Origin of the sequence: Paraburkholderia fynbosensis (assembly GCF_902859935.1) — a bacterium.
GTDB classification, from domain to species: domain Bacteria; phylum Pseudomonadota; class Gammaproteobacteria; order Burkholderiales; family Burkholderiaceae; genus Paraburkholderia; species Paraburkholderia fynbosensis.
Genome location: NZ_CADIKI010000002.1, coordinates 215,212 through 240,369, shown reverse-complemented (window position 1 = coordinate 240,369; position 25,158 = coordinate 215,212). Strand labels below are relative to the sequence as shown.

Annotated in this window: 19 protein-coding genes and 1 pseudogene; 5 read left to right on the top strand and 15 right to left on the bottom strand. The window is 65.0% G+C overall.

Going from position 1 to position 25,158, the window contains the following annotated elements:
* Position 1 precedes the first annotated feature (1 nt).
* Together HV770_RS04080 and HV770_RS04075 are read right to left on the bottom strand one after the other, a co-directional pair.
* On the bottom strand, positions 2–3,223 hold the full coding sequence (locus tag HV770_RS04080) for an efflux RND transporter permease subunit (protein ID WP_175158208.1): 3,222 nt from the start codon (positions 3,221–3,223) through the stop codon (positions 2–4).
* Between the two features lie 18 nt (positions 3,224–3,241).
* Positions 3,242–4,474, bottom strand: a complete 1,233-nt coding sequence (locus HV770_RS04075; RefSeq protein ID WP_175158207.1) for an efflux RND transporter periplasmic adaptor subunit — start codon at positions 4,472–4,474, stop codon at positions 3,242–3,244.
* Positions 4,475–4,902: 428 nt separating this feature from the next.
* Between HV770_RS04075 and HV770_RS04070 the strand changes: the two genes are divergently transcribed.
* Positions 4,903–5,544 (top strand): TetR family transcriptional regulator, encoded by a 642-nt coding sequence (locus HV770_RS04070; RefSeq protein ID WP_175158472.1) that lies wholly within the window; start codon positions 4,903–4,905, stop codon positions 5,542–5,544.
* Between the two features lie 182 nt (positions 5,545–5,726).
* On the opposite strand, the gene HV770_RS04065 is transcribed toward HV770_RS04070, so the two are convergent.
* Entirely contained in the window at positions 5,727–6,359 is a 633-nt protein-coding gene (locus tag HV770_RS04065; RefSeq protein WP_175158206.1) for a cysteine hydrolase family protein, read from the bottom strand.
* A gap of 184 nt (positions 6,360–6,543) precedes the next feature.
* On the opposite strand from HV770_RS04065, the gene HV770_RS04060 reads away from it, so the two are divergent.
* A complete protein-coding gene (locus tag HV770_RS04060) occupies positions 6,544–7,545 on the top strand; it encodes a helix-turn-helix domain-containing protein (RefSeq protein WP_175158205.1) in 1,002 nt (333 codons plus the stop codon).
* Between the two features lie 232 nt (positions 7,546–7,777).
* On the opposite strand, the gene HV770_RS04055 is transcribed toward HV770_RS04060, so the two are convergent.
* From HV770_RS04055 to HV770_RS04030, 6 genes are all read right to left on the bottom strand, one after another.
* A complete protein-coding gene (locus HV770_RS04055) occupies positions 7,778–8,539 on the bottom strand; it encodes an SRPBCC family protein (protein ID WP_175158204.1) in 762 nt (253 codons plus the stop codon).
* A gap of 34 nt (positions 8,540–8,573) precedes the next feature.
* Positions 8,574–8,966: a DUF427 domain-containing protein gene (locus HV770_RS04050; RefSeq protein WP_175158203.1), complete on the bottom strand. Its 393-nt coding sequence runs from the start codon at positions 8,964–8,966 to the stop codon at positions 8,574–8,576.
* Between the two features lie 149 nt (positions 8,967–9,115).
* Positions 9,116–9,613, bottom strand: coding sequence for a carboxypeptidase regulatory-like domain-containing protein (locus HV770_RS04045; protein ID WP_175158202.1), 498 nt, complete (start codon positions 9,611–9,613; stop codon positions 9,116–9,118).
* Positions 9,614–9,908: 295 nt separating this feature from the next.
* Positions 9,909–11,432, bottom strand: coding sequence for a DegQ family serine endoprotease (locus HV770_RS04040; RefSeq protein ID WP_175158201.1), 1,524 nt, complete (start codon positions 11,430–11,432; stop codon positions 9,909–9,911).
* Between the two features lie 152 nt (positions 11,433–11,584).
* Positions 11,585–12,886, bottom strand: a complete 1,302-nt coding sequence (locus HV770_RS04035) for an ATP-binding protein (protein WP_175158200.1) — start codon at positions 12,884–12,886, stop codon at positions 11,585–11,587.
* A gap of 4 nt (positions 12,887–12,890) precedes the next feature.
* On the bottom strand, positions 12,891–13,553 hold the full coding sequence (locus tag HV770_RS04030) for a response regulator (protein ID WP_175158199.1): 663 nt from the start codon (positions 13,551–13,553) through the stop codon (positions 12,891–12,893).
* A 324-nt stretch (positions 13,554–13,877) separates the two neighbouring features.
* Here HV770_RS04030 and dacB point away from each other — a divergent pair, with 324 nt between their 5' ends.
* The 3 genes and pseudogenes from dacB (at position 13,878) to HV770_RS04015 (ending at position 18,061) form a co-directional block, all read left to right on the top strand.
* Complete coding sequence (dacB, locus tag HV770_RS04025) at positions 13,878–15,533, top strand: D-alanyl-D-alanine carboxypeptidase/D-alanyl-D-alanine endopeptidase (RefSeq protein ID WP_175158198.1); 1,656 nt, start codon at positions 13,878–13,880, stop codon at positions 15,531–15,533.
* A 218-nt stretch (positions 15,534–15,751) separates the two neighbouring features.
* A pseudogene (locus HV770_RS04020) lies at positions 15,752–16,713 on the top strand (sterol desaturase family protein).
* A 94-nt stretch (positions 16,714–16,807) separates the two neighbouring features.
* Positions 16,808–18,061 carry an SGNH/GDSL hydrolase family protein gene (locus tag HV770_RS04015; RefSeq protein WP_175158197.1) on the top strand — a complete coding sequence of 418 codons (1,254 nt, stop codon included), beginning with the start codon at positions 16,808–16,810 and terminating at the stop codon, positions 18,059–18,061.
* A 142-nt stretch (positions 18,062–18,203) separates the two neighbouring features.
* Here HV770_RS04015 and HV770_RS04010 read toward each other — a convergent pair whose 3' ends face one another.
* From HV770_RS04010 to pyk, 6 genes are all read right to left on the bottom strand, one after another.
* Positions 18,204–19,253, bottom strand: coding sequence for an L-threonylcarbamoyladenylate synthase (locus HV770_RS04010; protein ID WP_175158196.1), 1,050 nt, complete (start codon positions 19,251–19,253; stop codon positions 18,204–18,206).
* Positions 19,254–19,263: 10 nt separating this feature from the next.
* A complete protein-coding gene (locus HV770_RS04005) occupies positions 19,264–20,460 on the bottom strand; it encodes a 5-(carboxyamino)imidazole ribonucleotide synthase (protein ID WP_175158195.1) in 1,197 nt (398 codons plus the stop codon).
* Between the two features lie 112 nt (positions 20,461–20,572).
* A complete protein-coding gene (purE, locus tag HV770_RS04000; protein ID WP_121315613.1) occupies positions 20,573–21,091 on the bottom strand; it encodes a 5-(carboxyamino)imidazole ribonucleotide mutase in 519 nt (172 codons plus the stop codon).
* A 50-nt stretch (positions 21,092–21,141) separates the two neighbouring features.
* A complete protein-coding gene (locus HV770_RS03995; RefSeq protein ID WP_042321200.1) occupies positions 21,142–22,032 on the bottom strand; it encodes a phosphoribosylaminoimidazolesuccinocarboxamide synthase in 891 nt (296 codons plus the stop codon).
* A gap of 129 nt (positions 22,033–22,161) precedes the next feature.
* The gene (gene fba / locus HV770_RS03990; protein ID WP_121315614.1) at positions 22,162–23,226 is read right to left on the bottom strand and encodes a class II fructose-bisphosphate aldolase; all 1,065 of its coding nucleotides are present in this window, start codon (positions 23,224–23,226) and stop codon (positions 22,162–22,164) included.
* Positions 23,227–23,446: 220 nt separating this feature from the next.
* Complete coding sequence (gene pyk, locus HV770_RS03985; protein WP_175158194.1) at positions 23,447–24,883, bottom strand: pyruvate kinase; 1,437 nt, start codon at positions 24,881–24,883, stop codon at positions 23,447–23,449.
* Positions 24,884–25,158: the final 275 nt, after the last annotated feature.

The following is a 25,158-nucleotide window of genomic DNA, read 5'->3' as shown; positions in this document are numbered from 1 at the left end:
CTCAATGTCCGTCCTTGCCCGAGCCTTCATCAGTCGACCCGCCAGCCGAACCGCCACCTTGCGGATCATGCGGATGGTGCTGTTCGTAGTGTGCGAGCGCCTCATCCGGGTCTTCCTTCTCACCGCCGAACTTCGCGCGAATCACGACGAAGAACATCGGGATCATGAAAATCGCGAGGAAGGTCGCCGTCAACATCCCGCCGATCACGCCGGTACCGATCGCGTGCTGGCTGGCCGAACCGGCGCCGTTACTGATCGCGAGCGGCATCACGCCGAGAATGAACGCGAGCGAGGTCATCAGAATCGGGCGCAACCGCAGACGCGCTGCTTCCAGCGCGGCCTCGATCGGGCCCATGCCTTGACCCTGCTGCAGTTCGCGGGCGAATTCCACGATCAGAATCGCGTTCTTCGCCGACAATCCGACGGTGGTCAACAGACCCACCTGGAAGAACACGTCGTTCTCGAGCCCGCGCAGCGTGGCGGCCAGCAGTGCGCCGATCACGCCGAGCGGCACCACCATGATCACCGAGAACGGGATCGACCAGCTTTCATACAACGCCGCGAGACAGAGGAACACGACGAGAATCGAGATGCCGTAGAGAATCGGTGCCTGCGAACCGGACTGGCGTTCCTGCAACGACAAGCCCGTCCATTCGTAGCCGACGCCCGCGGGCAACTTCGCCACGAGTGCTTCCATCGCCGTCATCGCCTGACCGGTCGACTTGCCCGGTGCAGCCGCGCCCTGAATTTCCACCGACGAGATACCGTTGTAGCGCTCCAGCTTCGGCGAACCAAACGCCCACTCGGTACTCGCGAACGCGGAGAACGGCACCATCGCGCCGGCGCTGTTGCGCACGAACCAGGCACTGACGTCTTCCGGTTTCATCCGGAAAGGCGCCTCGCCTTGCAGATAGACCTTCTTGATCCGGCCATCCGTATCGAGGAAGTTGTTCACGTACGCCGATGCCCACGCAATCGAGAACGTCTGGTCGATGTCGGACACGGACACGCCAAGCGCCTGCGCCTTCTCGCGATCGATGTTCACCTTGAACTGCGGCGTATCGTTCAGGCCGTTCGGACGCACCTGCGCCAGCGTCGGATCTTTGGCCGCCAGACCCAGCAGCATGTTGCGCGCTTCCATCAGTTTCGCGTGGCCGATGCCCGCGCGATCCTGCAACTGGAAGTCGAAGCCCGCAGCCGTGCCGAGTTCAGGAATCGACGGCGGATTGACAGGGAACACCACCGCGGTCTTGTAGCTGGCGAAGTGCATGTAGAGACGCCCGACCAGCGCTTGCACCTTCTGGTCCGCATGCTGACGCTGCGCGTAGTCCCTCATCCGCACGAACACGAGACCCGCGTTCTGGCCGCGACCGGCGAAGCTGAAGCCGTTCACCGTGAAGGTCGATTCGACAATCGACTTCTCGTCGTTGAGCAGATAGTCCGACACGTCCTTCAGCGCGCGCGCAGTGGTTTCCTGTGTCGAGCCCGACGGCGTTTGCACGAGCACGAACATCGTGCCCTGATCTTCGTCAGGCAGGAACGACTTCGGCAGTCTGACGAAGAGCAACCCGACCGCGAAGATCACCACCATGTAGATGATCAGCCAACGGCCCGAGCGCTTGATCACGTGGTGCACGCCCGAGTGATACTTGTCGCGGCTCTTGTTGAACGTGCGGTTGAACCAGCCGAAGAAGCCGGTGGTCTTTTCGTGATGCCCTTGCGGAATCGGCTTGAGGATCGTCGCGCACAGCGCCGGCGTCAGAATCAACGCGACCAGCACGGACAGCACCATCGCCGCCACGATCGTCAGCGAGAACTGCCGGTAAATCGCGCCGACCGAACCGCCCGAGAACGCCACCGGCACGAACACCGCCGACAGCACGAGCGCCACGCCGACCAGCGCGCCGGTAATCTGGTCCATCGCCTTGCGGGTCGCGTCTCGAGGCGATAAGCCCTCCTCCTGCATCACCCGCTCGACGTTCTCCACCACCACGATCGCATCGTCCACCAGCAGGCCGATTGCCAGCACGAGCCCGAACATCGACAGCGTGTTGATCGAGAAGCCCACGAGGCCCATGATCGCGAACGTGCCCAGCAGCACCACCGGCACGGCGATCGTCGGGATCAGCGTGGCGCGCAGGTTCTGCAGGAACAGGTACATGACCAGGAACACCAGCACGATACCTTCGAGCAGCGTCTTGACCACTTCCTCGATCGACAGGCGCACGAACGGCGTGGTGTCGTACGGATACTGGACGACCAGCCCGTGCGGGAAGTACTTCGACAATTCGGCGACCTTCGCGCGCACCGCCTTCGCCGTGGCCAGCGCGTTCGCGCCAGTGGCGAGCTGAATACCGAAGCCGGCCGTCGGTTGGCCGTTGTACTTGGTGTCGAAGTTGTAGTTTTCGCCGCCCAGCTCGATACGCGCAACGTCGCGCAGGCGCACCTGCGAGCCGTCCGTGTTCACCTTCAGCAGGATGTTGCCGAACTGTTCAGGCGTATTGAGCAGCGTGGCCTGCGTGATGGTGGCCTGCAGCACCTGGCCCGGCACCGACGGCGTACCGCCGAGCGAACCGCCTGCTACCTGAACGTTCTGCGCCTGCAACGCGGTTTCGACGTCGACCGGCGTGAGGCCGAAGTTGTTCAGCTTGGTCGCATCGAGCCAGATGCGCATCGCGTACTGCGAGCCGAACAGCGTCACCGTGCCCACGCCGTCGATACGGCTGACCGGATCCTGAATGTTCGACGCGACGTAGTTCGCCAGGTCGTACTTGCTCATGCTGCCGTCTTCGGACACGAACGCCATCACCAGCAGGAAGCTGCTGCTCGACTTCGTGACCTTGGTGCCCAACTGCTGCACGGCTTGCGGCAAGAGCGGCGTGGCGAGCTGCAGCTTGTTCTGCACCTGCACCTGCGCGATGTCGGGGTTGGTGCCGGCTGCGAACGTCAGCGTGATGGTTGCCGTGCCCGAGTCGTCCGAGGTGGATGCCAGATACAGCAAGTGGTCGAGACCACTCATCTGCTGCTCGATCACCTGCGTGACGGTGTTTTCCACCGTCTTCGCCGATGCGCCCGGGTACGTTGCGCTGATCTGCACGGCCGGCGGCGCGATGGTCGGGTATTGCGCGATCGGCAATGTAAACACCGACGCGATACCCGCGAGCATCAGAATGATGGCGATCACCCATGCAAAAATCGGGCGATCGATAAAGAACTTTGCCATGAAGCGGGCTCCCTGTTATTACGCGCCCGATGCAGCAGAGGCTGGTTGAGCCGTCTGGGCAGCACCGCTGGCGGCCGGCGCGCCTTGGGCGGCTGCGTCGGAAGCGGGGGTGGCGGGAAGTTGCGCGGCAACTGGCTTGACCTGCTGGCCCGGGCGCGCCTTGTCGGTGCCCTGGACGATCACGCGGTCGCCCGGCTTCAGGCCGCTTGCGACCACCCAGTTCGTGCCGAAGGTACCCGCCGTGACGAGCGAACGCAGTTCAACCTTGTTGTCGGCGCCGATGACCAGCGCGGTCGGTTGACCTTTCTGGTCATGCGTGATGCCGACTTGCGGCACGACGAGCGCGTTCTGGTTGACGCCTTCCTCGATCTTCGCGCGCACGAACATACCGGGCAGCAGCACCTTGTCCGCGTTCTTGAAGATCGCGCGAACCGTGACCGAGCCGGTGCCCTGGTCGACCGTGACGTCGGTGAACTGCAGCTTGCCCTTCTCCGAATAAACGCGGCCGTCTTCGAGAATCAGCGAGACCTGGGCGGCGCCCGGACCGCTCGTCTTCAGGCGCCCTTCCTGCACGTCGCGGCGCAGTTTCAGACCGTCGAGGCTCGATTGGGTCAGGTCCACGTAGACCGGATCGAGTTGCTGGACCGTGGCGAGCAGCGTCGCGGCGCTCGCCTGCACGAACGCGCCCGGCGTGACTTGCGACACGCCGATCTGGCCGGTCACCGGCGAGGTCACGTCGGTATAGCCGAGGTTGATCTGTGCGGTGTCGACCGCGGCCTTGCCCGCGGCGACGTCGGCCGCGGCCTGGCCTTGCGCGGCGACCGCGTTGTCGTAGTCCTGCTTGCTGACCGCGTTGGCGGCGACCAGCACCTTGTAGCGGTTGGCCTGCGCGGTGGTCGACACGAGGTTGGCCTGCGCCTTGGCGAGCGTCGCCTTCGCGTTGTTCAACGTCGCGATGTACGGCGCCGGATCGATCTTGTACAGACGCTGACCGGCCTTCACCTGGCTGCCTTCCGTGAACTCGCGGCGCAGCACGATACCGTCGACCCGCGCGCGCACCTGTGCGACGAGGAAAGCGCTGGTGCGGCCAGGCAGTTCGGTCACAACCGGCACGGTTGTCGGCTCGACGGTGACGACGCCGACTTCGGGCGTCTGTGGCGGCGGGGCAGATTGTTTTGGTCCGCACGCTGCCAGCAATACGGCAGCCGTCGCGGCACTGATTAAGCGGAATGGAACCCGTTCGACGCGCATGGAGCGACCTCTGTCAAAGACTGAGAATGAAAAAGTGCGCGCATCCCTACCCCGGGGACCGCGGCGCACACATGCGTCTTGCGACGCTTGACCGGAAGCCCGTGGCTGCACATCGCACCTGCCGGGGCATCGTGGTGCGAATGCGCCATACCGTGGAATGCCGCACGGCGCCGCCCTCTCGGGCAACGCGCAGGAGCGTTTTGGAAGGCAACAGTGACGGATATTAACCGGTCGTCACGGCTTGGGCTATCCGGTCGTGGGGTGCTATTATATATACGTTCACGAATGAATGTAAAAGTGCATTATATCTCCTGCCGACGGTGGACCCGCAAGAACGGTTCTTAAAGTGCAAAATAGTAGACAGATTGTCATCGGGCCGACTTAAAAGCGCCCGGGAAAACCCCACAATCAGGGCAGGTCATACCAATATGGTCAGAAGAACCAAAGAAGAGGCGTTGGAGACGCGCACCAGTATTCTCGATGCGGCCGAACGCGTGTTCTTCGAGAAAGGCGTATCGCGCACTTCGCTCGCCGATATCGCCCAAGCCGCCGGCGTCACGCGCGGCGCAATCTACTGGCACTTCGCCCACAAAAGCGACCTCTTTACGGAAATGTTCGACCGCGTGCTGCTGCCGCTGGACGAACTCAAAGCCGCATCGCAAGACCCCAACGAACCCGATCCGCTCAGGAGCGTGATGGAAATCTGCGTGGTCTGCCTGCGCGACACCGCCAACGACCCCCGCCGCCGGCGCGTGTTCGATATTCTGTTTCTGAAGTGCGAGCTGGTCGAGGAAATGGGCCCGGTAATGGAACGCTATCAGACCAATATGCGCGAGGGGCTCGCCAAAATTGAAGGCGGTCTGCGCAACGCGGTCTCCAAGGGACAAATGCCCGCGGATCTCGATACGAAACTCGCGGCGGCGATGGTGCATGCGTTCGTCAGCGGTTCGCTGCGCGACATGCTGTTCCTGCCCGATGCGACGGATTTCGGCGCGCATGCGCAACAGATGGTCGAAGGCATGTTCGACGCGTTGCGGCTAAGCCCGGCGCTGCGCAAGAGGCCGGTGTAGCGGCCGCGCGGTACGGCTAGCGCGGCTTGAGGAGCGGCGTGATCAACGCCAGAAAAGCGGGCGGGGTGGGCAACCCCCGCCCGCTTTCGTTTGGGCGCGACAATGAGTGGCGGGCACGGCGGCTTTGCGTGCTGTGTGGCTAGCCGCGACAGCCGTGCATGTGCGCCTCGTTATGCACCCCGTCAGGCAACCGCCCGGCGCGCCCGCGCCGCCTGATTCGACGTATAGATGTTGTCGCGCGCGAGCGGCGCCCCGCTTTGCACCGACGCGATCCACTCGTCCGTACTCGCCACCGCCGCGAAGCGCGATTGCAGCACCACGCTGAATACCCGGTGAATGTCCTCCGCGCTGGCAAAGCCCGCACGGTTCTCGTACGGCACCGAGCCCGTCGCGTCGTGCAGGAATTCGACGGCGAGCCCCGCGTGAACCGCGTGATTGATGGTCGACGCGTCACAGTTGTGCGTCATGTAGCCGGCCACCGTCAGCGTGTCGACGTCCTGCGCGGCGAGCCAGTCGGCGAGATCGGTGCCGCTGAATGCGCTCGGCAAAGACTTTTCCACGTAGTGATCGTGCGGACGCGAGCCGACCACCGGATGCAGCTGCGCCGCTGCGCTGCCGCGTGCGAACAGCGGCGAGGTGGCCGGCGCGAAGTTCTGCACCACCACCACCGGCACGCCGGCGGCCCGCGCCGCGTCCATCGCGCGGCCGATATTGGCGAGCGAGGTCTGGACGTCCGGGAATTCGATCGGCAGATCGCCGGTCACGTATTCGTTCTGCGCGTCGATGACGATCAGCGCACGGCGCGGCGTGGTCATGGCAAGGCTCCTGGCGGGTGATGGAATGATCGGGGAAAGGCTCGTGCCGCGCGGCTTGGCGTGGTGCCGAGCGGCACGGTGGCGCGATGACTGCATTGTTCGCCCGTTGCCGTTTTCACGACAGCGGCCCGAACGACAAGATTCGCTAGAATCGGGCCATCCGGTTGAATGCACGAGATGATCGATGGCCCATTCCCCTGCCCGGCGCGCCCTGCTGGACGACGCGCCCCGCCACATCGTAGCCGTGGTCGCGTTCGACCGCATCAGCCCGTTTCATCTGTCGGTGCCGTGCGTGGTTTTCGGCGAGGATCGCCGCGGCGGCGGCCTGCCGGACTTCGACTTGCGCGTCTGCGCCGCCGAGACAGGCGCGCTGAGGACCACCGCCGGCTTCTCGATCGCCGTCACGCACGGACTCGACGCCCTTGCCGAGGCGCATACGGTCATCGTGCCGAGCTGGCGCGATCCCGACGAGGCGCCGCCCGCCGCATTGCTCGACGCGTTGCGCGCGGCCCATGCGCGCGGCGCGCAACTGGTCGGGCTGTGCCTGGGCGCGTTCGTGCTGGCCGCCGCCGGCATCCTCGACAATCGCCCTGCCTCGACCCATTGGGCCTGGGCCGACGATTTCGCGCGCCGCTATCCGCGCGTGCGGCTCGACCCCGACGTGCTGTACGTGGACGACGGCAACGTGATGACCTCGGCCGGCACCGCCGCTGGCCTCGACTGCTGCCTGCACGTGCTGCGCAAGCTGTGTGGCGCGCAGGCGGCGAACTACGTGGCGCGCAGGCTGGTGGTGCCGCCGCACCGGCAAGGCGGCCAGGCGCAATTCGTCCAGCAGCCGATGCCGCCGAATCTGCGTGGCGACCGGCTGTCCGGCCTGCTCGATTGGGTGAGCGGCAATCTGCACCTGCCGCATACGCTCGACACGCTCGCCGGGCGCGCGTTGATGAGCCGCCGCACCTTCACGCGACGCTTCCGGCTCGCCACCGGCATGACGGTCGGCGCGTGGCTGCTGGCGCAGCGGCTCGCCCGCGCGCAGCAGTTGCTGGAAAGCACCGACACGTCGGTGGAAGCGATCGCGGGGAATGCCGGCTTCGGTTCTGCGGCTTCGCTGCGGCAACATTTCGGGGAGGTGTTTCGCACGTCGCCATCTGCGTGGCGGCGGGAGTTTCGCGGCGGTCGAGCGTAGATATTGTGCGCACGCGGCTCGGAGTCGGCGACGCCGCGTAAAAGCGCGGCGGAGAAGTAAGCGCGGAAACAACGATAGAGGCAGGACTGACGCGTTCAAGGAACACGCTTGGGGATCTCAGTGATCAACAGTGTTCCGTAGTGGTCCACCGTGATTTCGTAGTCGCGCCGACGCGACAGCGCCTTCCGTCATCGTTGCGCGATGGCTGCGGCACAATCGTACCGTACCGTCGTCAAGCCTCGCTAAGCCACCGCGCCGCATATAACAACAGCGCGACCAGAAAAATCATCACGGCCCACGCCCAGTTCGGTACCACGTGCGAACCGTGCTCGCGCCGCGAGACGCTATGCGACAGACCCTGCGAAACACCATGCGACGCATTCGCCGCCCGCCCCGTCATCGCATTGCCGTGCTCCATGCGGGTACGCCGGGCGATGCCGGCTAACGTGATCGGCCTTAGAAACACGTGCTGCCGACGCATCGGCGAACTGCGCGCGCGGTTGGGTCCTTGTCCGTGTCTCGCCCGCACCACTGCATCGAATTCGGTGAAAAAATCGTCGGCGAGCTGATGCAGCGCGTTTTCGAGTTGGCGCGTCGGCAGTTCGGCAAGCGGCCCGGATGAGGTTGCCCAGATCGTATAGTCGACGCGCGTGCTGCGCTCCCTGGCTGTGCCAAGCGCGTTTTCGTCCGCGCGCAAGCGCACTTCGATCTGACCGCGCAACGCGCCGATGCCCTCGGCGCGCGCCTTGAAATTGATGGTGCGGCGCTGCGCATCCGCCGGTCCGGAGTGCTGGCCGGCCACGTGGGCGCGCGTTTCGTACCGCGCGCGTAACGGGCCGAGCGGCACGGTCATGATCAACTCGTATTCGCCGTGCGCGAGGCGCGTGAACGACTCGCAGTTATCGAGGCTGGCGCGCAACATCGCGACGTCTTGCAACGCGTCCCAAACATCGGATGGCGCAAGTGGAATCCGTAACGCGTCGTTCAGTTCCATGGCAGCCTCTTCCGATGAACGCGCGACAGCGGGATCAGGACGTCTGATCGATGCGGTCGACGCGCGATGCGTAAAACGCGAGATACCCTTTGATCTGCGCGACCGGCTCGGACGGCGCCTCGTAGCTCCACACGGCGTTTTCGATCACACCGTCTTCGGTGCGCAGGTGGAAGTAAGAAGCGTGGCCCTTGTGCGGACAGTGCGAGGTGTGCGTCGAGCGTTCGAGCCGCGCCATGTTGACGTGCTCGCGCGGGAAGTAGAACACGTCCGGCAACCCGGTCTCGGTGAGCGTGAGCCCCGCCTGGGTGTCGGCCATAGTCACGCCGCCGTGGATCACGCGCACGCGGTGGCTGTTGCTACGGATCGTGATCGTGTGGCCGCCCGCACTCGCTGCGGGGTTACCGTGAGGTGTCAAGGCATCGCTCATGTCTCGGCTCCGTGATGATGCGGTCGTACAAACAGGAAAGCCACGGGCTCGCCCGTGGCTTCATTATCGGCCAAACCGCCGCCGATTGCGCGGGCTTCCTCGGGCAGCGGGCAGTTCAGCCGCATTCCCCGCCGTGAACCCGCAGCCGCTTAGTTCGTATTCCAGTAGAACGCGGACTTGGCGCTGCCCTTGGCCTGGACCGTTACCGCCTTGGACTGCTCCCGATCCTTATAGCTCGCGTGCACGGTGTAGCGGCCGGGGCGCAGCCTGACCAGCATGTAAGGCCCGCGCGAGCTGGTGTTCAAAACCTCGCTGTTATGTGCGTCGACTATTCGCACGTGGACGTCAGCGAGAAATTCGGAGCCGGGACCGGTAAAGCGCAGCGACAGCGGCCACTGGCTCTGCGCGTGTTGCAGCGCCTTCGACTCGTCGAGGCCGACGCCGCCCGACACGAACGAGACGTCGCCCTGCTGCTGGATTTGCGGCAGCCCGCCGCCATTGGTGTTGCCTGCGCTGCTGTCGTCGGTGGTGGTACCGCCGGTGACTTCGCTTGCCTGCTGTGCCTGCACGCCGCCCGCCAGACCGAGCGTGAGCGCCGCGCACAGCGCGGCGGCTACGATCCCTCGCTGCTTGCGTTGGGTTTTCATCGGTTCGCTCCTTGTTGAGGACTTGTCGTCCGGTGTTTCCGGGTCCGCGATAGGTCCGGATCAAGGCACATGCAACCTGCGTGCCAGGCGCCGGGAGCGTCGTCTGGAAACCGCTGTCACGGGATGCCGCTGGGTGCGCCACGCTTTTTGCGCACTTTCTGGCAGGCGAAAAAAAGCCGATCCGTTGCAGTAAATGCAAAGACCGGCAAAAGGTACTGCCAAGCGGACAAATCGGGGAAGCGTCGGTCAACCTACCGGCGCGACGTTCACCCGGGCCGTCCGTTCAAACAACCTGTTAGCCGAGATCGACAGGCACGAAGATCTGAGCGTTGTCGCGCTGGATCAGCAACGCGATGCTGTTGCCGGCGCTGCTGATCATCTGCTTGAGCTGGTCCACGCTGCTGATCGGCCGGCCGTTGACCGCCAGAATCACGTCACCCGGCTGGATGCCGGCGTTCTCCGCCGCGCCCCCCGACTGTTGCACCAGCAGACCATGCGACACCGACGCGCCGCTCTTCTCTTCCGGCGTCAGTGGACGCACCGCGACGCCGAGACGGCCTTGCAACTGGGTCGGCTCATCGGCCTTATTCGACGCGACCTTCGTATCCGACAACGAGCCGATGGTCACCTTCAGGTCCTTGGTGGCCTTGTCGCGCCAGATCTGCACGGTGGCCGAGCTGCCCGGCGCCAGACCCGCGACCTTCGACGGCAAATCCGACGAGTCGGCGACCGGATCGCCGTTCAGCGACAGGATCACGTCGCCCGGCTGCAGACCGGCCTTGGAAGCCGGGCCCCCTGGATCGACCGAGCTGACCAGCGCACCTTGCGGCTTTTGCATGCCGAACGATTCGGCCAGCGTCTGATTCAGACCCTGCACCGCGACGCCGAGACGGCCGCGACTCACGTGACCGGTCTTGACGAGTTGGTCCTTGACCTTGATCGCTTCGTTGATCGGAATCGCGAACGACAGGCCCTGGAAGCCGCCGGTCTGTGAATAGATCATCGAGTTGATGCCGATCACTTCGCCTTGCAGATTGAACAGCGGACCGCCCGAATTGCCCGGGTTCACCGGCACGTCGGTCTGGATGAACGGCGTGTAGTTTTCGTTCGGTAGCGAACGCGACTTCGCGCTGATGATGCCCGAGGTCACGGTGTTGTCGAAGCCGTAAGGCGAGCCGATCGCGACCACCCACTGACCGACCTTGCTCTGACGCGGATCGCCGATCTTCACGGTAGGCAGATTGCTCGCGTCGATCTTCAGCACGGCGACGTCGGACTGCTTGTCGGCGCCGACTACCTTGGCTTTGAACTCGCGCTTGTCGGTGAGCTTCACGGTAACGACGTTCGCGCCGTCCACCACGTGTGCATTGGTCAGGATGTAGCCGTCATTGCTGAGGATGAACCCCGAGCCCAGGCTCGCGCTCGGCTGATCGGGCGCATCGCCGCCGTCGTCACCACCGCCACCGCCTTGCATGCCCGGCATGCCGCCGAAGAAGTGTTTGTAGAACTGATAGAACGGATCGCTCGGATCGATCGGCAACTGGTTGCCGTTCGCGTTGCCGCCATTACCGCGCAGCGCGGTGCGCTTGACCACGTGCTTCGCGCTGATGTTGACGACGGCCGGCCCGTAGGTTTCGACCAGACCCGAGAAATCGGGGATGCCGGTTTTGGCCGCGGCTTCGGCAGGCATCATCGCGGCTTGCGCCGGCGAGATCACCTGCGGTGCGGGTACATCGCGATGCCCCGCCACATAGCCGGCGGAAAGCGCAACGGCGACAGCTACTGCGACAGCGCTGCGAGACAAGGTTTTCGCGTTCATCGTGGACTCCTGACTGGAGAGAGCTTCTGGGATGTCAGGGAGCGTACGTGGGATCGCTTAAAAGAGTCTTAAGCAGCGTCAATCGGAAAAATCGATTTTCGCGACACGTTTAACCCTCGATCAACCCAAATTGAGAAAGGAAAAGCTCATCGTCAGAAGCGCACCGTGACCAGCAAACCGCCCGCCGGCGATTCGTCGAGTGACACGCTCGCGTGATGTTGCGTCGCGATGCGGCGCACGATCGCGAGGCCCAGCCCCGTGCCCGCCACGTCGGCGCGCGCACGATTCGCACCGGCGCCGGCACGGTAGAAGCGATCGAACACGCGATCGCGGTCGGCCGGGTCGATCCCCGGTCCAGTGTCGGCAATCCGCACGACAGGATGCCCGTCTTCGACGCGCAGGCTGACGTCGACGCGGCCACCCTGCGGCGTGTACTTGGTGGCGTTGTCGACGAGGTTGTTGAACATCACGCGCAGCGCGTCCACATCGCCGATTACCGTGGCCGCTTCGCTCGCCTCGACGCCGAGATCGACGCCGCGATTCAGCGCCAGCGGCGCATAGGTCGCGACGCACTCCTGCAACAGCGCGCATAGATCGATTGCGTCGGTGACGGCCACACCATCCGGTTCGGAGCGCGCGAGCGCGAGCAACTGCTCGGCGAGGCGCGTGGCGCGCGTGACGCCCGCCTGCAGATCGGCCAGTGCCTCGTTGCGCGCGGTATCGTCTTTCGCGCGGGCCACCAGTTGTGCCTGAATCTGCACGGCGGCGAGCGGCGTGCGCAATTCGTGCGCGGCATCGGCGACAAAGGCTTTCTGAATATCGAGCGCGGTAGCGAGCCGCTGGAGCAAACCGTTCAACGCGCGCACGAGCGGCTGCACCTCGAGCGGCAAACGCCGCTCCGGCAACGGATCGAGCGCCTCGGGGTGACGCGCGTCGAGCGCGGTGGTCACGCGCCGCAACGGTCGCAGCCCGCGTCCGACGATCACCCACACGGCGAGACCCAGCAACGGCAGCAGCACGATCAACGGCCACAAGGTACGCAGCGCCACATTCGCGGCGAGCCGGTTGCGCACGGACAGCGGCTGCGCCAGCTGCACGACGTTATCGCCGACGATCGCGCCATACACGCGCCATTCGCCGCGCTCCGTGCGTTCAGTCGAAAAGCCGAGTTCGGCGCGCGGCGCAAGCGGCGCGCGCGGCCGCGAGTAGTACATGAGCACGCCGTTGCGATTCCAGATCTGCAGCACGATGCCTTCGTCGCCGGTGTCGCGCGACCCGAGCACCTGCGAGAACGGCTCCGACGGCAGCGCCGCGGCGATCTGTTCCAGCTGGTAATCGAACAGTTCGTTGGCTTCGGCGAGCGCCTGCCGGTAAATCAGCCAGCCCGCGATGCCGACGCCGAGCAACACCAGCGCCAGCAGCCAGACCAGCAGTTGTCGGCGAATCGAACGCATCGGCTCAGGCGTCCTTCGCGATCATGTAGCCGAGACCGCGCACGTTGCGGATCAGGTCCGCGCCGAGCTTCTTGCGCAACGCGTGAATGTAGACCTCGACGGTATTGCTGCCGATCTCCTCACCCCAGCCGTACATTTTCTCTTCGAGCTGACTCTTCGACAGCACCGCGCCGGGCCGCGCGATCAGCGCTTCCAGCAAAGCGAACTCACGCGCCGACAACGCGACCAGCGCGCCGTCGAGCGTGACCTGATGCGACGCGGGGTCGAGCGTGAGGGTGCCATGGCGAATCGTCGAATCGCTGCGGCCGGACTGGCGCCGGATCAGCGCGCGCATGCGGGCGCCGAGTTCATCGAGATCGAAAGGTTTGACGAGGTAGTCGTCGGCGCCGGCGTCGAGGCCTTTGACGCGCTCGGCCACCGCGTCGCGCGCGGTGACGATCAGCACCGGCAGCGCGTGGCCGCGCGCGCGCAACGTGCGCAGCACATCGAGACCGTCGCGTTTGGGCAGGCCGAGGTCGAGCAGCACCAGATCGTAAGGTTGTGCGCTCGCTGCACTCAGCGCCGCTTCGCCGTCTTCCACCCAGTCGACCGCGAAGCCTTCGCCACGCAGCGCCTTGCGCACGCCTTCCGCGATCATCCGGTCGTCTTCGACTAGCAAAATGCGCATGGTTATACGTTCCGAAACGTTTGATGATGCCGCATTCTAGCGCCGCCCCCGCCATGCGCGGCGCGTGATGTTTTTTTCTCACCGCAGCCTGGCGGCATGTCACTACAATGGGCGCTTTGCGTCGCGTGGCCGCGATTTGCCCCGTGCGCGCCGCAGGCGCATGCCGGACCCGGCATTGCGCCGAAGCGTTTGCACGGCTGTTTGCACGACCGGCCGATGCCCCCGCGCGCGCCGCAGCCGCCCAGCGCAAGCGCCGCGCCTGAATCAATGCTGCGTGGATTGCCGCGACCTCCACGCCCCGAAATTTTGCTTCCTCACCCGTTCATGACGCACGCTTTCCTGTCTTCCCTCGCACGCCGCGTGGCGTTGCGTTCGCGCCGTTCCGTTGCACCCGCCGCTGCCGCTCGCACGCCGCACCGGCTCGCGCTGCTCGCCCCGGCCTGGCTCATCGTGTGCGCCGCGCTCGGCTCGGCCGCGGCGCTGCCACTCGCCGCGCAGGCGCGCGTCAAGGCCACGCATCCGAGCGTCAACGTGACGACGGTGCTGCCGCAACCGGTGATGGCCGCATTGCAGCGCGCGCACGTGCCGCTGTCGTCGATCAGCGTGGTGGTGGAGAAGGTCGGCGACCGCACGCCGATCGTCGCGCTCAATGCCGGCAAGCCGATGATGCCCGCGTCGACGATGAAGCTCGTCACCACCTACTCTGGCCTGTCGATTCTCGGCCCCGACTATCGCTGGCGCACGAGCGCATACGCCGACGGTACCCTCGACGGCAACGGCGTGCTGCACGGCAGTCTGTACATTCAAGGCACCGGCGACCCGAAGCTCGTGCCGGAGGAATTGATCGATCTCGTGCAGAAGATTCACAAGGCGGGCATCACCGGCATCGACGGCGCGCTGGTGCTCGACAAGCGCTACTTCGATCCGTCGACACGCGACCTGCCGCCGTTCGACGATGACGCCACCGCGCCGTACAACGTGGGCCCCGATCCGCTGCTGTACGCGTTCAAATCGCTGTCGTTCACCGTGACGCCGTCGCCCGACGGCCGCGTCGCGATCGACGTGCTGCCCGCGCTCGCGCAGTTGCAGATCGACAATCAGATGCGCGCGCTCAACGGGCCCTGCCGCGGCGACGCGGCCTCTGTGTCGCCCACGGTTACGCAGCAGCCGAACGGCACCCTCGTGGCCTCGTTCATCGGCGACTATTCGATGCGCTGCGACCCGCGCACGATCAACGTCGCGGTGCTCGATCACTCGGCTTTTTTTGCGGGCGGCTTTCTCGCGCTGTGGCAGCAGACCGGCGGCACGTTCAGCGGCACGACGCGTGAAGGCGCGGTGCCCGTCGGCGCGAAACTGGTCGCCACGCACCAGGGGCCGATGCTGTCCGACATCGTTCGCGACATCAACAAGTTCAGCAACAACACGATGGCGCGCAATCTGTTCCTGACCATCGGCGCGGCCGAAGAGAAGGCGCCCGCTACGCCCGCCAAAGCGGCGCGCGCGGTGCAGGCGTTTCTGCGCCGCGACAGCCTCAATATGGAATACCTGACGCTCGACAACGGCTCGGGCCTCTCGCGCGACGAGCACATCACCGCGCTCGCGCTCGCCGACCTGCTGCAGCGGGCCAATGCGAGCCCGGTCGCACAGGTGTTCGTCGAGTCACTGCCGATTGCGGGCGTCGACGGCACGATGCGCAACCGCCTGGCCAATCAGGGCGCGGGCGGCAACGCGCACATCAAGACCGGCACCTTGCGCGACGTACGCGCGATCGCGGGCTATGTCGCGTCGGAGGACGGCAACAGTTACGTGGTTGTCAGCCTGATCAACGATCCGCATTCGGAAGCGGCGCGTGCCGCGCACGACGCATTGCTCGAATGGGTCTACGAGGGACCCTCGCAAGGCTTCAGAAAGATCGCCGACCCCGTCGACGAACCGCGCGGCAAGCCCAGGAAAAACCCGCGCAAGCGCGCGAGCCACTGAGGATTTCTTCTAGCGAAGCCGTGCGCGCGAAGGTCCTAAGCGTGTACGCTGTCGGGCAGCGATCGACACGCGCACAGCGCCATGCGTGTCGCGCAAAGCGCGCGCCCGACACGGTTATCCGAAGGGACTTCTTCCGGAAGCTGCGCGGCTCGCTCGAACAATAACGACACGACCCGCTGCGCAGCGCGCTGCGGTCAGGGACCACGGAGGAAGACACCATGCAATTCGATGCCGAATTGCTGCTGCTCGCCATGGCGCCGGTCTTTCTCGCATGCATCGGCTGGGAGGCGTGGCACCTGCGGCGCACGCGCCCGGGCGAATCGATCTACAGCTGGCGCGACACGTTCTGCAATGCCGCGCTCGCGCTGATGCAACAAGCCGCCGACAAGCTCGCGTGGCTCGCGATCATTCCCGTCTACGCATTTTTCCACGAGCACTATCGCATCCACACGTGGCAGGCGAGCTGGGCCTCGTTCGGCGTGCTGTTCGTCGCCCAGGATCTGCTCTATTACGTGTTTCATCGCTGCAGCCATCGCGTGCGCTGGTTGTGGGCCGCGCATGTCGTGCATCACTCGTCGGAGCGCATGAATTTCTCGACCGCGTTCCGTCAGAGCCTGATGTACCCGCTCGCCGGCATGTGGCTGTTCTGGATTCCGCTCGCGGTGCTCGGCTTTCCACCGAAGCAGATCGTCGCGATCGTGCTGATCAATCTCGGCTTCCAGTTTTTCGTGCATACGCAGGCCATCGGCAAGCTCGGCTGGCTCGAATACATGTTCAATACGCCGTCGATTCATCGCGTGCATCACGCGCGCAATGACTGCTATATCGATCGCAGCTACCCGGGCGTGCTGGTGATGTTGGACCGTGTGTTCGGCAGCTATGTCGACGAGCATCCGCACCACGCGCCGGTGTACGGCATCGTCGAGCCGCTGCACACCTACAACCCGCTAAAGGCGACGTTTCACGAATGGGCGTCGATGGCCACCGACTTCGCGAGCCTGGCGGTTGGCGCAACAGGTCGCGTGCATTGTTTGCGCCGCCCGCGTGGGCTACGGACTATCATGCGCGCCGCGCGACCGGTCCGGCTGCGCCCGGCGCGGCTTCGAGCGAAGAGACAAACAAACAGTCGCACCCGAGTGCAAACCATACGGCCGCGTTTCAAACGCAGCGCAGACCGTAGACGATTCTGTAAGCTGTCGCCACGCCGCCGACGCGGCGGGCGCTGCCTGCAACACATGGCGCAAGGGCCACATAAACGAGGAGATGTAGTCAACATGAATCAATCAGCATCGAAGAAGCATCAATTCATTCGCGTCACGCAGATCGCGCTGGCCAGCGCCGCGTTCGCCCTGCTCGCGGCCTGCGGCGGTGGCGGCGATGACAACAACAACTCGAACGGCAGCACGCCGGCAGGCGGCGTCAAATTGCAGGTGGTGTCGTTCGGCGACAGCCTGTCGGACGTCGGCACCTATTCGCCGGTGATTCAGTCGAGCTTCGGCGGCGGGCGCTTCACGACCAACCCGGGCGAGGTGTGGACGCAGAAGGTTGCCGAGTACTACGGCGACACGTTGAAGCCGGCATACCTCGGCGGTTTCGGCAAGCCGCTCGCCGCGGCAGGCGGCTACGGTTATGCGCAGGGCGGCTCGGACGTCGTCAATGCTCAAGGCCAAGGCTGGGCGCCGAACAACATGGCGGCGACGACGGTGCCGGTCGTGACGCAGGTGGACCAATACCTCAGCGCACATACGAGCTTCAACTCGAACCAGCTCGTGCTGGTGAACGGCGGCGCGAACGACATCTTCCAGTTCGCAGGGACCCCCGCCAATCTGACGGCGCTCGGCGTCGCGCTGCAGACCGACTTCGTGACGCTCGTGAAGACCGGCAAACTGCCGAACTCGCAGGCAGGCAAGGTCGCGTTCATCGTCGACTATCTGCAGAATCTGCCGAACCCGCAGATCGCGCAAGCCGCCGTCGCGCTCGCCACGAAAGTCCAGACCATCGTCAATTCAGGTGCGACCCACGTGGTGGTGTCGACGGTGCCGGACATCGGCAATGCGCCGCTCGGCGTCGCAGCCGAAGCGCAAACGGCCGGCTCGGGTGCACTGCTGTCGGCGATTACCGCGGCCTATAACTACATGCTGGGCCAGAAGCTGAAGGAACTCGGCGTTGCGGGCACGGGCAAGGTGATCGTGGTCGATGCGTTCACGTGGCTCGATCAGCAGCTGCCGAACTACCAGGCGCTGGGCTTCACGGTATCCAACACCGGCACGGCATGTAACCTGGCGTCGATGGAGAGCAACGCAACGGCTTACGCGAAGGCCAATCCGAGCGCCACCAACGGGCTGACCCCGGAGCAGTACGGCGCCCAGTTCGGCTCGTCGCTGTTCTGCTCGCCGCAGACCTACACGGTGGCTGGTGCTGACCAGACGTACATGTTCGCCGACACGGTCCACCCGAGCACGCACACGCATGCGTTGTTCGCGCAATACGTGCAGCAGCAGATCGCCGCCAGCGGGCTCGGAAAATAAAGTGGAATGGGCCGCCTCGCGACGGCGGCAATAGCTCTGCAAAACAGAACGCCCGGCTTGATGTGTCAAGCCGGGCGTTTTTGCTTTCAGCGATACGCGAACTGCCGCATTGCGCGTGCGCCGCGCGGATAAAAACCCACCGTTAGCCTTGCGCTTCGAAGGCTGCTGCGGCTCTACCCAAGCGGTCATTCACCGCGATCCATTCGATCGTATCGGGCAGCTTCTCGATCAGAATTCGCGTGACGTTCGCGCGATCGAGCGCGCGAAGCAGGCCGTACAACTCACGCGCATACACGTGCGGATCTTCAGGCGCGGCGATGAAATGCACGCCCGCGGCATCGGCCCAATGGCCGGCTCGCGAAGCGCGTGCGACCAACGCCACACGCTCATCCGCGTCACGCGCGGCAAGCAAGGGCTCCAGCGCACCGAACGGCAGCAGCGCCAGCGGCGTGCGCGGCGCGTAATGCGCCTTCAACGTGCCGGAAGCGCGCGGCGCGGTCGCATCCGAGCCATCCGGCAAACGCGGCGCCTCGCCGAGCACGTCGGCGATATCTTGCGGCGTGACGCGGCCCGGTCTCAACAGTGCCGGAAAACCACGCGACAAATCCACGATGGTCGATTCGATCCCGACATCCGACGCGCCGCCGTCCAGCACATGAATCGCGCTGCCGAACTCGTCGCGCACATGTTGTGCGGTGGTCGGGCTCACGTGCCCAAAGCGATTCGCCGACGGCGCGGCCACGCCGCCATGCCCGCCGCGCAATGCACCGAACGCTTCCAGTAAAGCCTGCGCGACAGGATGCGACGGGCAGCGCAGCCCGACCGAATCCTGGCCGCCGCTCACCGCCGCCGGAATCCGCGCGGCACGCTTCAGGATCAGCGTGAGCGGACCTGGCCAGAACGCATCGATCAGACGCTGGGCCTGCTCGGGCAACTGCTCGACCCAGTAGTTCGGATCCCCTTGCGGCGCCAGATGCACGATGACCGGATGATTCGCCGGCCGGCCCTTCGCCGCGTAAATGCGCGCGACCGCGTCCGGACTTTCGGCGTCGCCGCCAAGCCCGTACACGGTCTCCGTCGGGAACGCGACCAGCTCGCCCGCGTCGAGCAGCGCCGCCGCGTGCTCGATCTGCGCGCCGCTCACCGGCAATGCGCTCGCGGCGTTTTCAGCGGGATTCTGTTGATCCGGCATGGCGCGCCCGTCAGCTCGTGACGATGTGCAGGAGCCGCGCGCAATCGCGTGCAGCCGTGCGGGCTTCTTCGAGCGTTGCGGCCGTGAAGTTCACGTGGCCCATCTTGCGGCCGCACCGCGCCTCTTCCTTGCCGTACAGATGCAGACGTGCCGCCGGCATCGCCGCGACTTCGTGCCACGGCGGCGTGACCGCCGCGCGCTTCGGACCGTCCGGGAACCACACGTCGCCGAGAATGTTCAGCATGACCGCCGGCGAATGCTGACGCGTGTCGCCGAGCGGCATGCCGGTCATCGCGCGCACCTGCTGCTCAAACTGGCTGGTTGCGCAGGCATCGACGGTGTAGTGGCCGGAGTTGTGCGGACGCGGCGCCATTTCGTTGGCCACCAGCGAACCGTCTTCGAGAATGAAGAACTCGACGCACAGCACGCCGACGTAGCCGAGCTTGTCGGCGATCTGCAGCGCCGCCTGTTGCGCCTGCTCGACCAGCGTCGGGCTTGCGTCCGGCGCCGGCACGATGGTGTGCGACAGCACGCCGTCGTGGTGCGTATTCTGCGCAAGCGGATACACCACCGACGCGCCGCTCGACCCGCGCGCGATCAACGCCGACACTTCGAACTTCAGCGGCAGGCGCTTTTCCAGCACGCAGGGCACGCCGCCGAGCGACGCATGCGCCTCGCGCACTTCCTCCGCGTTGCGCACGCGAATCTGGCCTTTGCCGTCGTAGCCCATGCGGGCGGTCTTGAGAATGCCGGGCAGCACGGTTTCGAGCTGGGCATCGTCGAGCGCGCTCAACGCACCCGACGACTCGATCACCACGTGCGGCGCCACCGTCACGCCCGACGACGCGATAAAGCGCTTCTCGGCGATGCGGTCCTGAGCCACGGCAACGCAACGGCCCGCCGGACTCACGAAGGTGGTCTTCGCGAGAAAGTCGAGGCTCGCGGCCGGCACGTTCTCGAATTCGGTCGACACCGCCGCGCACAGCCGCGCGAGTTCGGTCAGCGACGCTTCGTCGTCGTAGGCCGCGCGCAGATGGCGGTCGGCGACGGCGCCCGCCGGGCTGCCTTCGTCCGGGTCGAGCACGGCGACGCGGTAGCCCATCGCCTGGGCGGCAAAGCAGAACATGCGGCCGAGCTGGCCGCCACCGACCATGCCAAGCCATGCGCCGGGCAGAATCGGTGAAACCGGTGTGTTGTCTGGGTTCATCTTAGTGGTCGGTCGCGGCCGGATGCGCAGTCGTGCACGCGGTCGTGCAACTGCAGACACCCGGCCGGGGGTCGGACAGGGGAACGTCTTAAAACAGTCAGCCGGTGCGCGATTACAGCGCCGGCAATACCATCGCGTGGGCCGCTTCGTTCTGGCGCACGCGGAATGCAGCCAGCTTTTCCGCGTACTCGGTGCTCGTGCCGCTCAACAGCGACACCGCGAACAGCGCCGCATTCGCCGCGCCCGCTTCGCCGATCGCAAACGTCGCGACCGGCACGCCCTTGGGCATCTGCACGATCGAATGCAGCGAATCGACGCCCTTCAGATACTTGCTCGCCACCGGCACGCCGAGCACCGGCACCGTGGTCTTGGCGGCCAGCATGCCCGGCAGATGCGCAGCGCCCCCCGCACCGGCGATGATCGCGCGAATACCGCGCTCGCGCGCACTTTCAGCATAAGCGAACATTTCGTCCGGCATGCGATGCGCGGACACGACCCTGGCTTCGTATGGCACGCCGAACTCCTGCAAAATCGCCACGGCGTTCTTCATGACTTCCCAGTCGGAACTGGAGCCCATCAGCACGCCGACGACCGGCGCGCCATGCGTATGGGCGGTTTGAGCTTCACTCATCTTTACGGCTTCCTTGTTTCCCCAACGGCGCTTCTGGTGATCCACGCGGGTCAGGCGAGCTTATGGCCGGTCAGGCGTTCGAGCGCTTCCTGGTATTTCTCGCCCGTCTTCGTGACCACGTCGTCGGGCAGCTTCGGCGCCGGAGGTTCTTTCTTCCACGGCTGGGTTTCGAGCCAGTCGCGCACGAACTGCTTGTCGAACGACGGCGGGTTGGTGCCGACCTGATATTGATCCGCCGGCCAGAAGCGCGACGAATCCGCGGTCAGCGCCTCGTCCATCAGGTACAGCTTGCCGTGGTTGTCGAGGCCGAATTCGAACTTCGTGTCCGCGATGATGATGCCGCGCGTCGCGGCATAGTCTGCGGCTTCCTTGTACAGCTTGATCGAGATGTCGCGGATCGTGGCCGACAGTTCGGTGCCGATGCGGCGCTCCATCTCGTCGTACGTGATGTTTTCGTCGTGGTGGCCCATCTCGGCCTTGGCGGCGGGCGTGAAGATCGGCTCGGGCAGCTTCTGCGCGTTCTGCAGACCCGGCGGCAGTTCGACGCCGCACACCGAACCGGTTGCCTGGTAGTCTTTCCAGCCGCTGCCGGCCAGATAGCCGCGCACCACCGCTTCGACGAGGATCGGCTCGAGGCGCTTGACGACCACCGCGCGGCCCTTGACCTGCTCGACTTCGTCTGCCGCGACCACGGACTCGGGCGCTACGCCCGTCAGGTGGTTCGGCACCACATGCTTCAGCTTTTCGAACCAGAAGTTCGCCATTTCGTTGAGCACACGACCCTTGTTCGGAATCGGCTCGCCCATGATGACGTCGAACGCCGACAGACGGTCGGTCGTGACGATCAGCAACTGGTCGTTGCCCACCGCATAGTTGTCGCGGACTTTACCGCGGCCGAGCAGCGGCAGCGAGCGGAGCGTGGATTCGTAGAGGGTAGACATCGTCGTGGTTCGCTAAAAGTGAGGCAAAAGTGTGTGCGGAACAAAAGGGAAACGCCGTTCCCCGGATGATGCGGGAACGGCGATCTAACGACAACCTGGCCAAACGGCCAGGCGCAGAGCAGTTATAGCTTATCGGACGACTTGTGCAAGCTCACCCGACTTGTACTTCTCCGCGATTTTATCAAGCGAAAGCGGCTTGATCTTGCCGGCCTGGCCTTCGCAGCCGAATTGCATGTAACGGTCGACGCAGATTTTCATCGCCGCTTCGCGCGCCGGCTTCAGGTAATCGCGCGGATCGAACTTGCCCGGGTTGGTCGCCATGTAGCGGCGAATCGCGCCGGTGATCGCCAGACGCAGGTCGGTGTCGATGTTGACCTTGCGCACGCCGTTGCGGATGCCTTCCTGAATTTCCTCGACCGGCACGCCGTAGGTTTCCTTCATGTCGCCGCCGAATTCGCGGATTTCCGCGAGCAGTTCCTGCGGCACCGACGACGAACCGTGCATCACCAGGTGCGTGTTCGGAATGCGCTGGTGGATTTCCTTGATGCGCTGGATCGACAGGATGTCGCCCGTGGGCTTCTTGCTGAACTTGTACGCGCCGTGCGACGTACCGATCGCGATCGCTAGCGCATCGCACTGCGTCAGCTTGACAAAGTCGGCAGCCTGCTCCGGATCGGTCAGCAGTTGCTCGCGGGTCATCGTGCCTTCTGCGCCGTGGCCGTCTTCCTTGTCGCCCTTCATCGTTTCCAGCGAGCCGAGCACGCCCAGTTCCGCTTCCACCGTGATGCCGATCGAGTGAGCCGCTTCCACGACCTTGCGCGACACCTCGACGTTGTACTCGTACGACGCGACGGTCTTGCCGTCGGCTTCGAGCGAGCCGTCCATCATCACGCTGGTGAAGCCGCTGCGGATTGCCGCCATGCAGACCGCCGGCGACTGCCCGTGGTCCTGGTGCATCACGACCGGAATATGCGGATACGACTCCACTGCCGCTTCGATCAGGTGCCGCAGAAACGGCTCGCCCGCGTATTTACGCGCGCCGGCGGAAGCCTGCATGATGACCGGGGCGTTGACCTTGTCGGCCGCCGCCATGATCGCCTGAACCTGCTCCAGATTGTTCACGTTGAATGCCGGAAGGCCATAACCGTTTTCGGCGGCATGGTCCAGCAGTTGACGCATTGATACGAGAGGCATGCTTAACTCCTTAGATTGAAACGAATTCTTGTGCCGTCGGCATCTTTTTTGGGCGGATTTATCGCGAAGCAAGCCGCATACCCTGTCGCACGGGCCTTAACGCGCCGAGCGGTCCTTGTCCGCTCAAGACGCGATTGAGGGCGGTGCGCCGCCTCTCGCGGGGCATGCGGGCCTGCTTCGCTCAATCAGGCCGGTGCCGATCGAGCAGTCTGCTGCCTGATCAGTACGGTTCTCCGACCCGCACGATTTTCAACGTATTGGTACCACCGGCCTGCCCCATCGGCTCGCCGACGGTCAGCACCACCATGTCGCCGCGCGACGCGTAACCCTTGCTCACCACGGTCTCCAACGCCTGCTGCAACGCCGTGTCGCGGTCGGTGTTGGTGTCCAGATGCAGCGAGGTCACGTTGCGGTACAGCGCCATCGCCCGTTCGCTGCCGACCCGCGGCGTCAGCGCGAAGATCGGCACGTGGGTCCAGTGACGCGACATCCACAGCGCGGTCGAGCCGGATTCGGTCAACGCCACGATCGCCTTCGCGCCCAGATGATAGGCGGTGAACAGCGCGCCCATCGCGATCGACTGGTCGATCCGCGTGAACGTGCGGTCGAGGAAATCGCGGTCCAGCTCCGACTGCTCCGACTTCTCGGCTTCGATACAGATCGCCGCCATCGTTTCGATGGTCTGCACCGGGTACTTGCCCGCCGCCGATTCCGCCGACAGCATCACCGCGTCCGTGCCGTCGAGCACCGCGTTCGCGACGTCCGATACTTCGGCGCGGGTCGGCACCGGTGCGTAGATCATCGACTCCATCATCTGGGTCGCGGTGATCACGAACTTGTTCGATTCGCGCGCCATACGGATCATCCGCTTTTGCAGCGCGGGGACTGCGGCATTCCCCACTTCCACGGCGAGGTCGCCGCGCGCGACCATGATGCCGTCCGACGCGTCGAGGATGCCCTGCAACGCCGGAATCGCTTCCGCGCGCTCGATCTTGGCGATCATCTTCGGCTTGATGCCGAACGGCGCGCCGGCGATATTCGCCAGCTGACGGGCCATTTCCATGTCGGTCGCGTTCTTCGGGAACGACACGGCGACGTAATCGACGCCGAGCGACATCGCCGTGCGGATGTCCTCCATGTCTTTCGCGGTGAGCGCCGGCGCGGACAGGCCGCCGCCCTGGCGGTTGATGCCCTTGTTGTTCGACAGCTCGCCGCCGATCTTCACGATCGTGTGGATTTCATTGCCGATCACGCGCGCGACATTCAGGACGATCAGGCCGTCGTTGAGCAGCAGCACGTCGCCCGACTTCAGGTCGCGCGGCAGATCCTTGTAGTCGAGACCGGCGCGTTGCTCGTTGCCGAGTTCGCAGTCGGCGTCGAGGATGAACGGCTCGCCGGCGACCAGCGTGACCTTGCCGTTTTCGAATTTGCCAACGCGGATCTTCGGGCCTTGCAGGTCCGCCATGATGGCGACTTCACGGCCGGCCTGACGGGCCGCCTCGCGCACGAATTCGGCGCGCTGGCGGTGGTCGTCGGCAGTGCCGTGCGAGAAATTGAGCCGCACCACGTCCAACCCTGCCTGAATCATTTGCAGCAGGATTTCCGGCGTGTTGGAAGCCGGTCCGATGGTTGCGACAATCTTGGTGGCGCGATGCATGAGTCTCCTCGTCTGGATAGGATCGCTGGAAAGAGCGCTGCGAGTCGGATGCGGAGGCTGCGCACCGAAAGATGCTGACAGGGGTTGCGCGCCGGTTGAAACCAGCGTCGCTTTATAGCTTGAAGCGGTGTTCGATACCGGCGCGGAGGGTGCCGGTGGAGGGACGGTCTCCGCGGCGGGGAGTTCCGCGGGCGACGGCGCGGAAGGTCCGCTGGACACTTCCGCCGCCTCGCCGGCGGTGGTCAACTCCCCGGGCGCGAGAGACGAGCCGGGTT

What these genes read in the sequence shown, in the direction of transcription:
- HV770_RS04080 (WP_175158208.1), bottom strand. Translation starts at nt 3,223, where the DNA reads ATGGCAAAGTTCTTTATCGATCGCCCGATTTTTGCATGGGTGATCGCC.
- purE (WP_121315613.1), bottom strand. Translation starts at nt 21,091, where the DNA reads ATGAGTGAAGCTCAAACCGCCCATACGCATGGCGCGCCGGTCGTCGGC.
- HV770_RS04060 (WP_175158205.1), top strand. Translation starts at nt 6,544, where the DNA reads ATGGCCCATTCCCCTGCCCGGCGCGCCCTGCTGGACGACGCGCCCCGC.
- HV770_RS04075 (WP_175158207.1), bottom strand. Translation starts at nt 4,474, where the DNA reads ATGCGCGTCGAACGGGTTCCATTCCGCTTAATCAGTGCCGCGACGGCT.
- HV770_RS04045 (WP_175158202.1), bottom strand. Translation starts at nt 9,613, where the DNA reads ATGAAAACCCAACGCAAGCAGCGAGGGATCGTAGCCGCCGCGCTGTGC.
- HV770_RS04035 (WP_175158200.1), bottom strand. Translation starts at nt 12,886, where the DNA reads ATGCGTTCGATTCGCCGACAACTGCTGGTCTGGCTGCTGGCGCTGGTG.
- HV770_RS04005 (WP_175158195.1), bottom strand. Translation starts at nt 20,460, where the DNA reads ATGAACCCAGACAACACACCGGTTTCACCGATTCTGCCCGGCGCATGG.
- HV770_RS04015 (WP_175158197.1), top strand. Translation starts at nt 16,808, where the DNA reads ATGAATCAATCAGCATCGAAGAAGCATCAATTCATTCGCGTCACGCAG.
- HV770_RS04050 (WP_175158203.1), bottom strand. Translation starts at nt 8,966, where the DNA reads ATGAGCGATGCCTTGACACCTCACGGTAACCCCGCAGCGAGTGCGGGC.
- dacB (WP_175158198.1), top strand. Translation starts at nt 13,878, where the DNA reads ATGACGCACGCTTTCCTGTCTTCCCTCGCACGCCGCGTGGCGTTGCGT.
- HV770_RS04010 (WP_175158196.1), bottom strand. Translation starts at nt 19,253, where the DNA reads ATGCCGGATCAACAGAATCCCGCTGAAAACGCCGCGAGCGCATTGCCG.
- HV770_RS04065 (WP_175158206.1), bottom strand. Translation starts at nt 6,359, where the DNA reads ATGACCACGCCGCGCCGTGCGCTGATCGTCATCGACGCGCAGAACGAA.
- HV770_RS04040 (WP_175158201.1), bottom strand. Translation starts at nt 11,432, where the DNA reads ATGAACGCGAAAACCTTGTCTCGCAGCGCTGTCGCAGTAGCTGTCGCC.
- HV770_RS04055 (WP_175158204.1), bottom strand. Translation starts at nt 8,539, where the DNA reads ATGGAACTGAACGACGCGTTACGGATTCCACTTGCGCCATCCGATGTT.
- HV770_RS04070 (WP_175158472.1), top strand. Translation starts at nt 4,903, where the DNA reads ATGGTCAGAAGAACCAAAGAAGAGGCGTTGGAGACGCGCACCAGTATT.
- pyk (WP_175158194.1), bottom strand. Translation starts at nt 24,883, where the DNA reads ATGCATCGCGCCACCAAGATTGTCGCAACCATCGGACCGGCTTCCAAC.
- HV770_RS03995 (WP_042321200.1), bottom strand. Translation starts at nt 22,032, where the DNA reads ATGTCTACCCTCTACGAATCCACGCTCCGCTCGCTGCCGCTGCTCGGC.
- fba (WP_121315614.1), bottom strand. Translation starts at nt 23,226, where the DNA reads ATGCCTCTCGTATCAATGCGTCAACTGCTGGACCATGCCGCCGAAAAC.
- HV770_RS04030 (WP_175158199.1), bottom strand. Translation starts at nt 13,553, where the DNA reads ATGCGCATTTTGCTAGTCGAAGACGACCGGATGATCGCGGAAGGCGTG.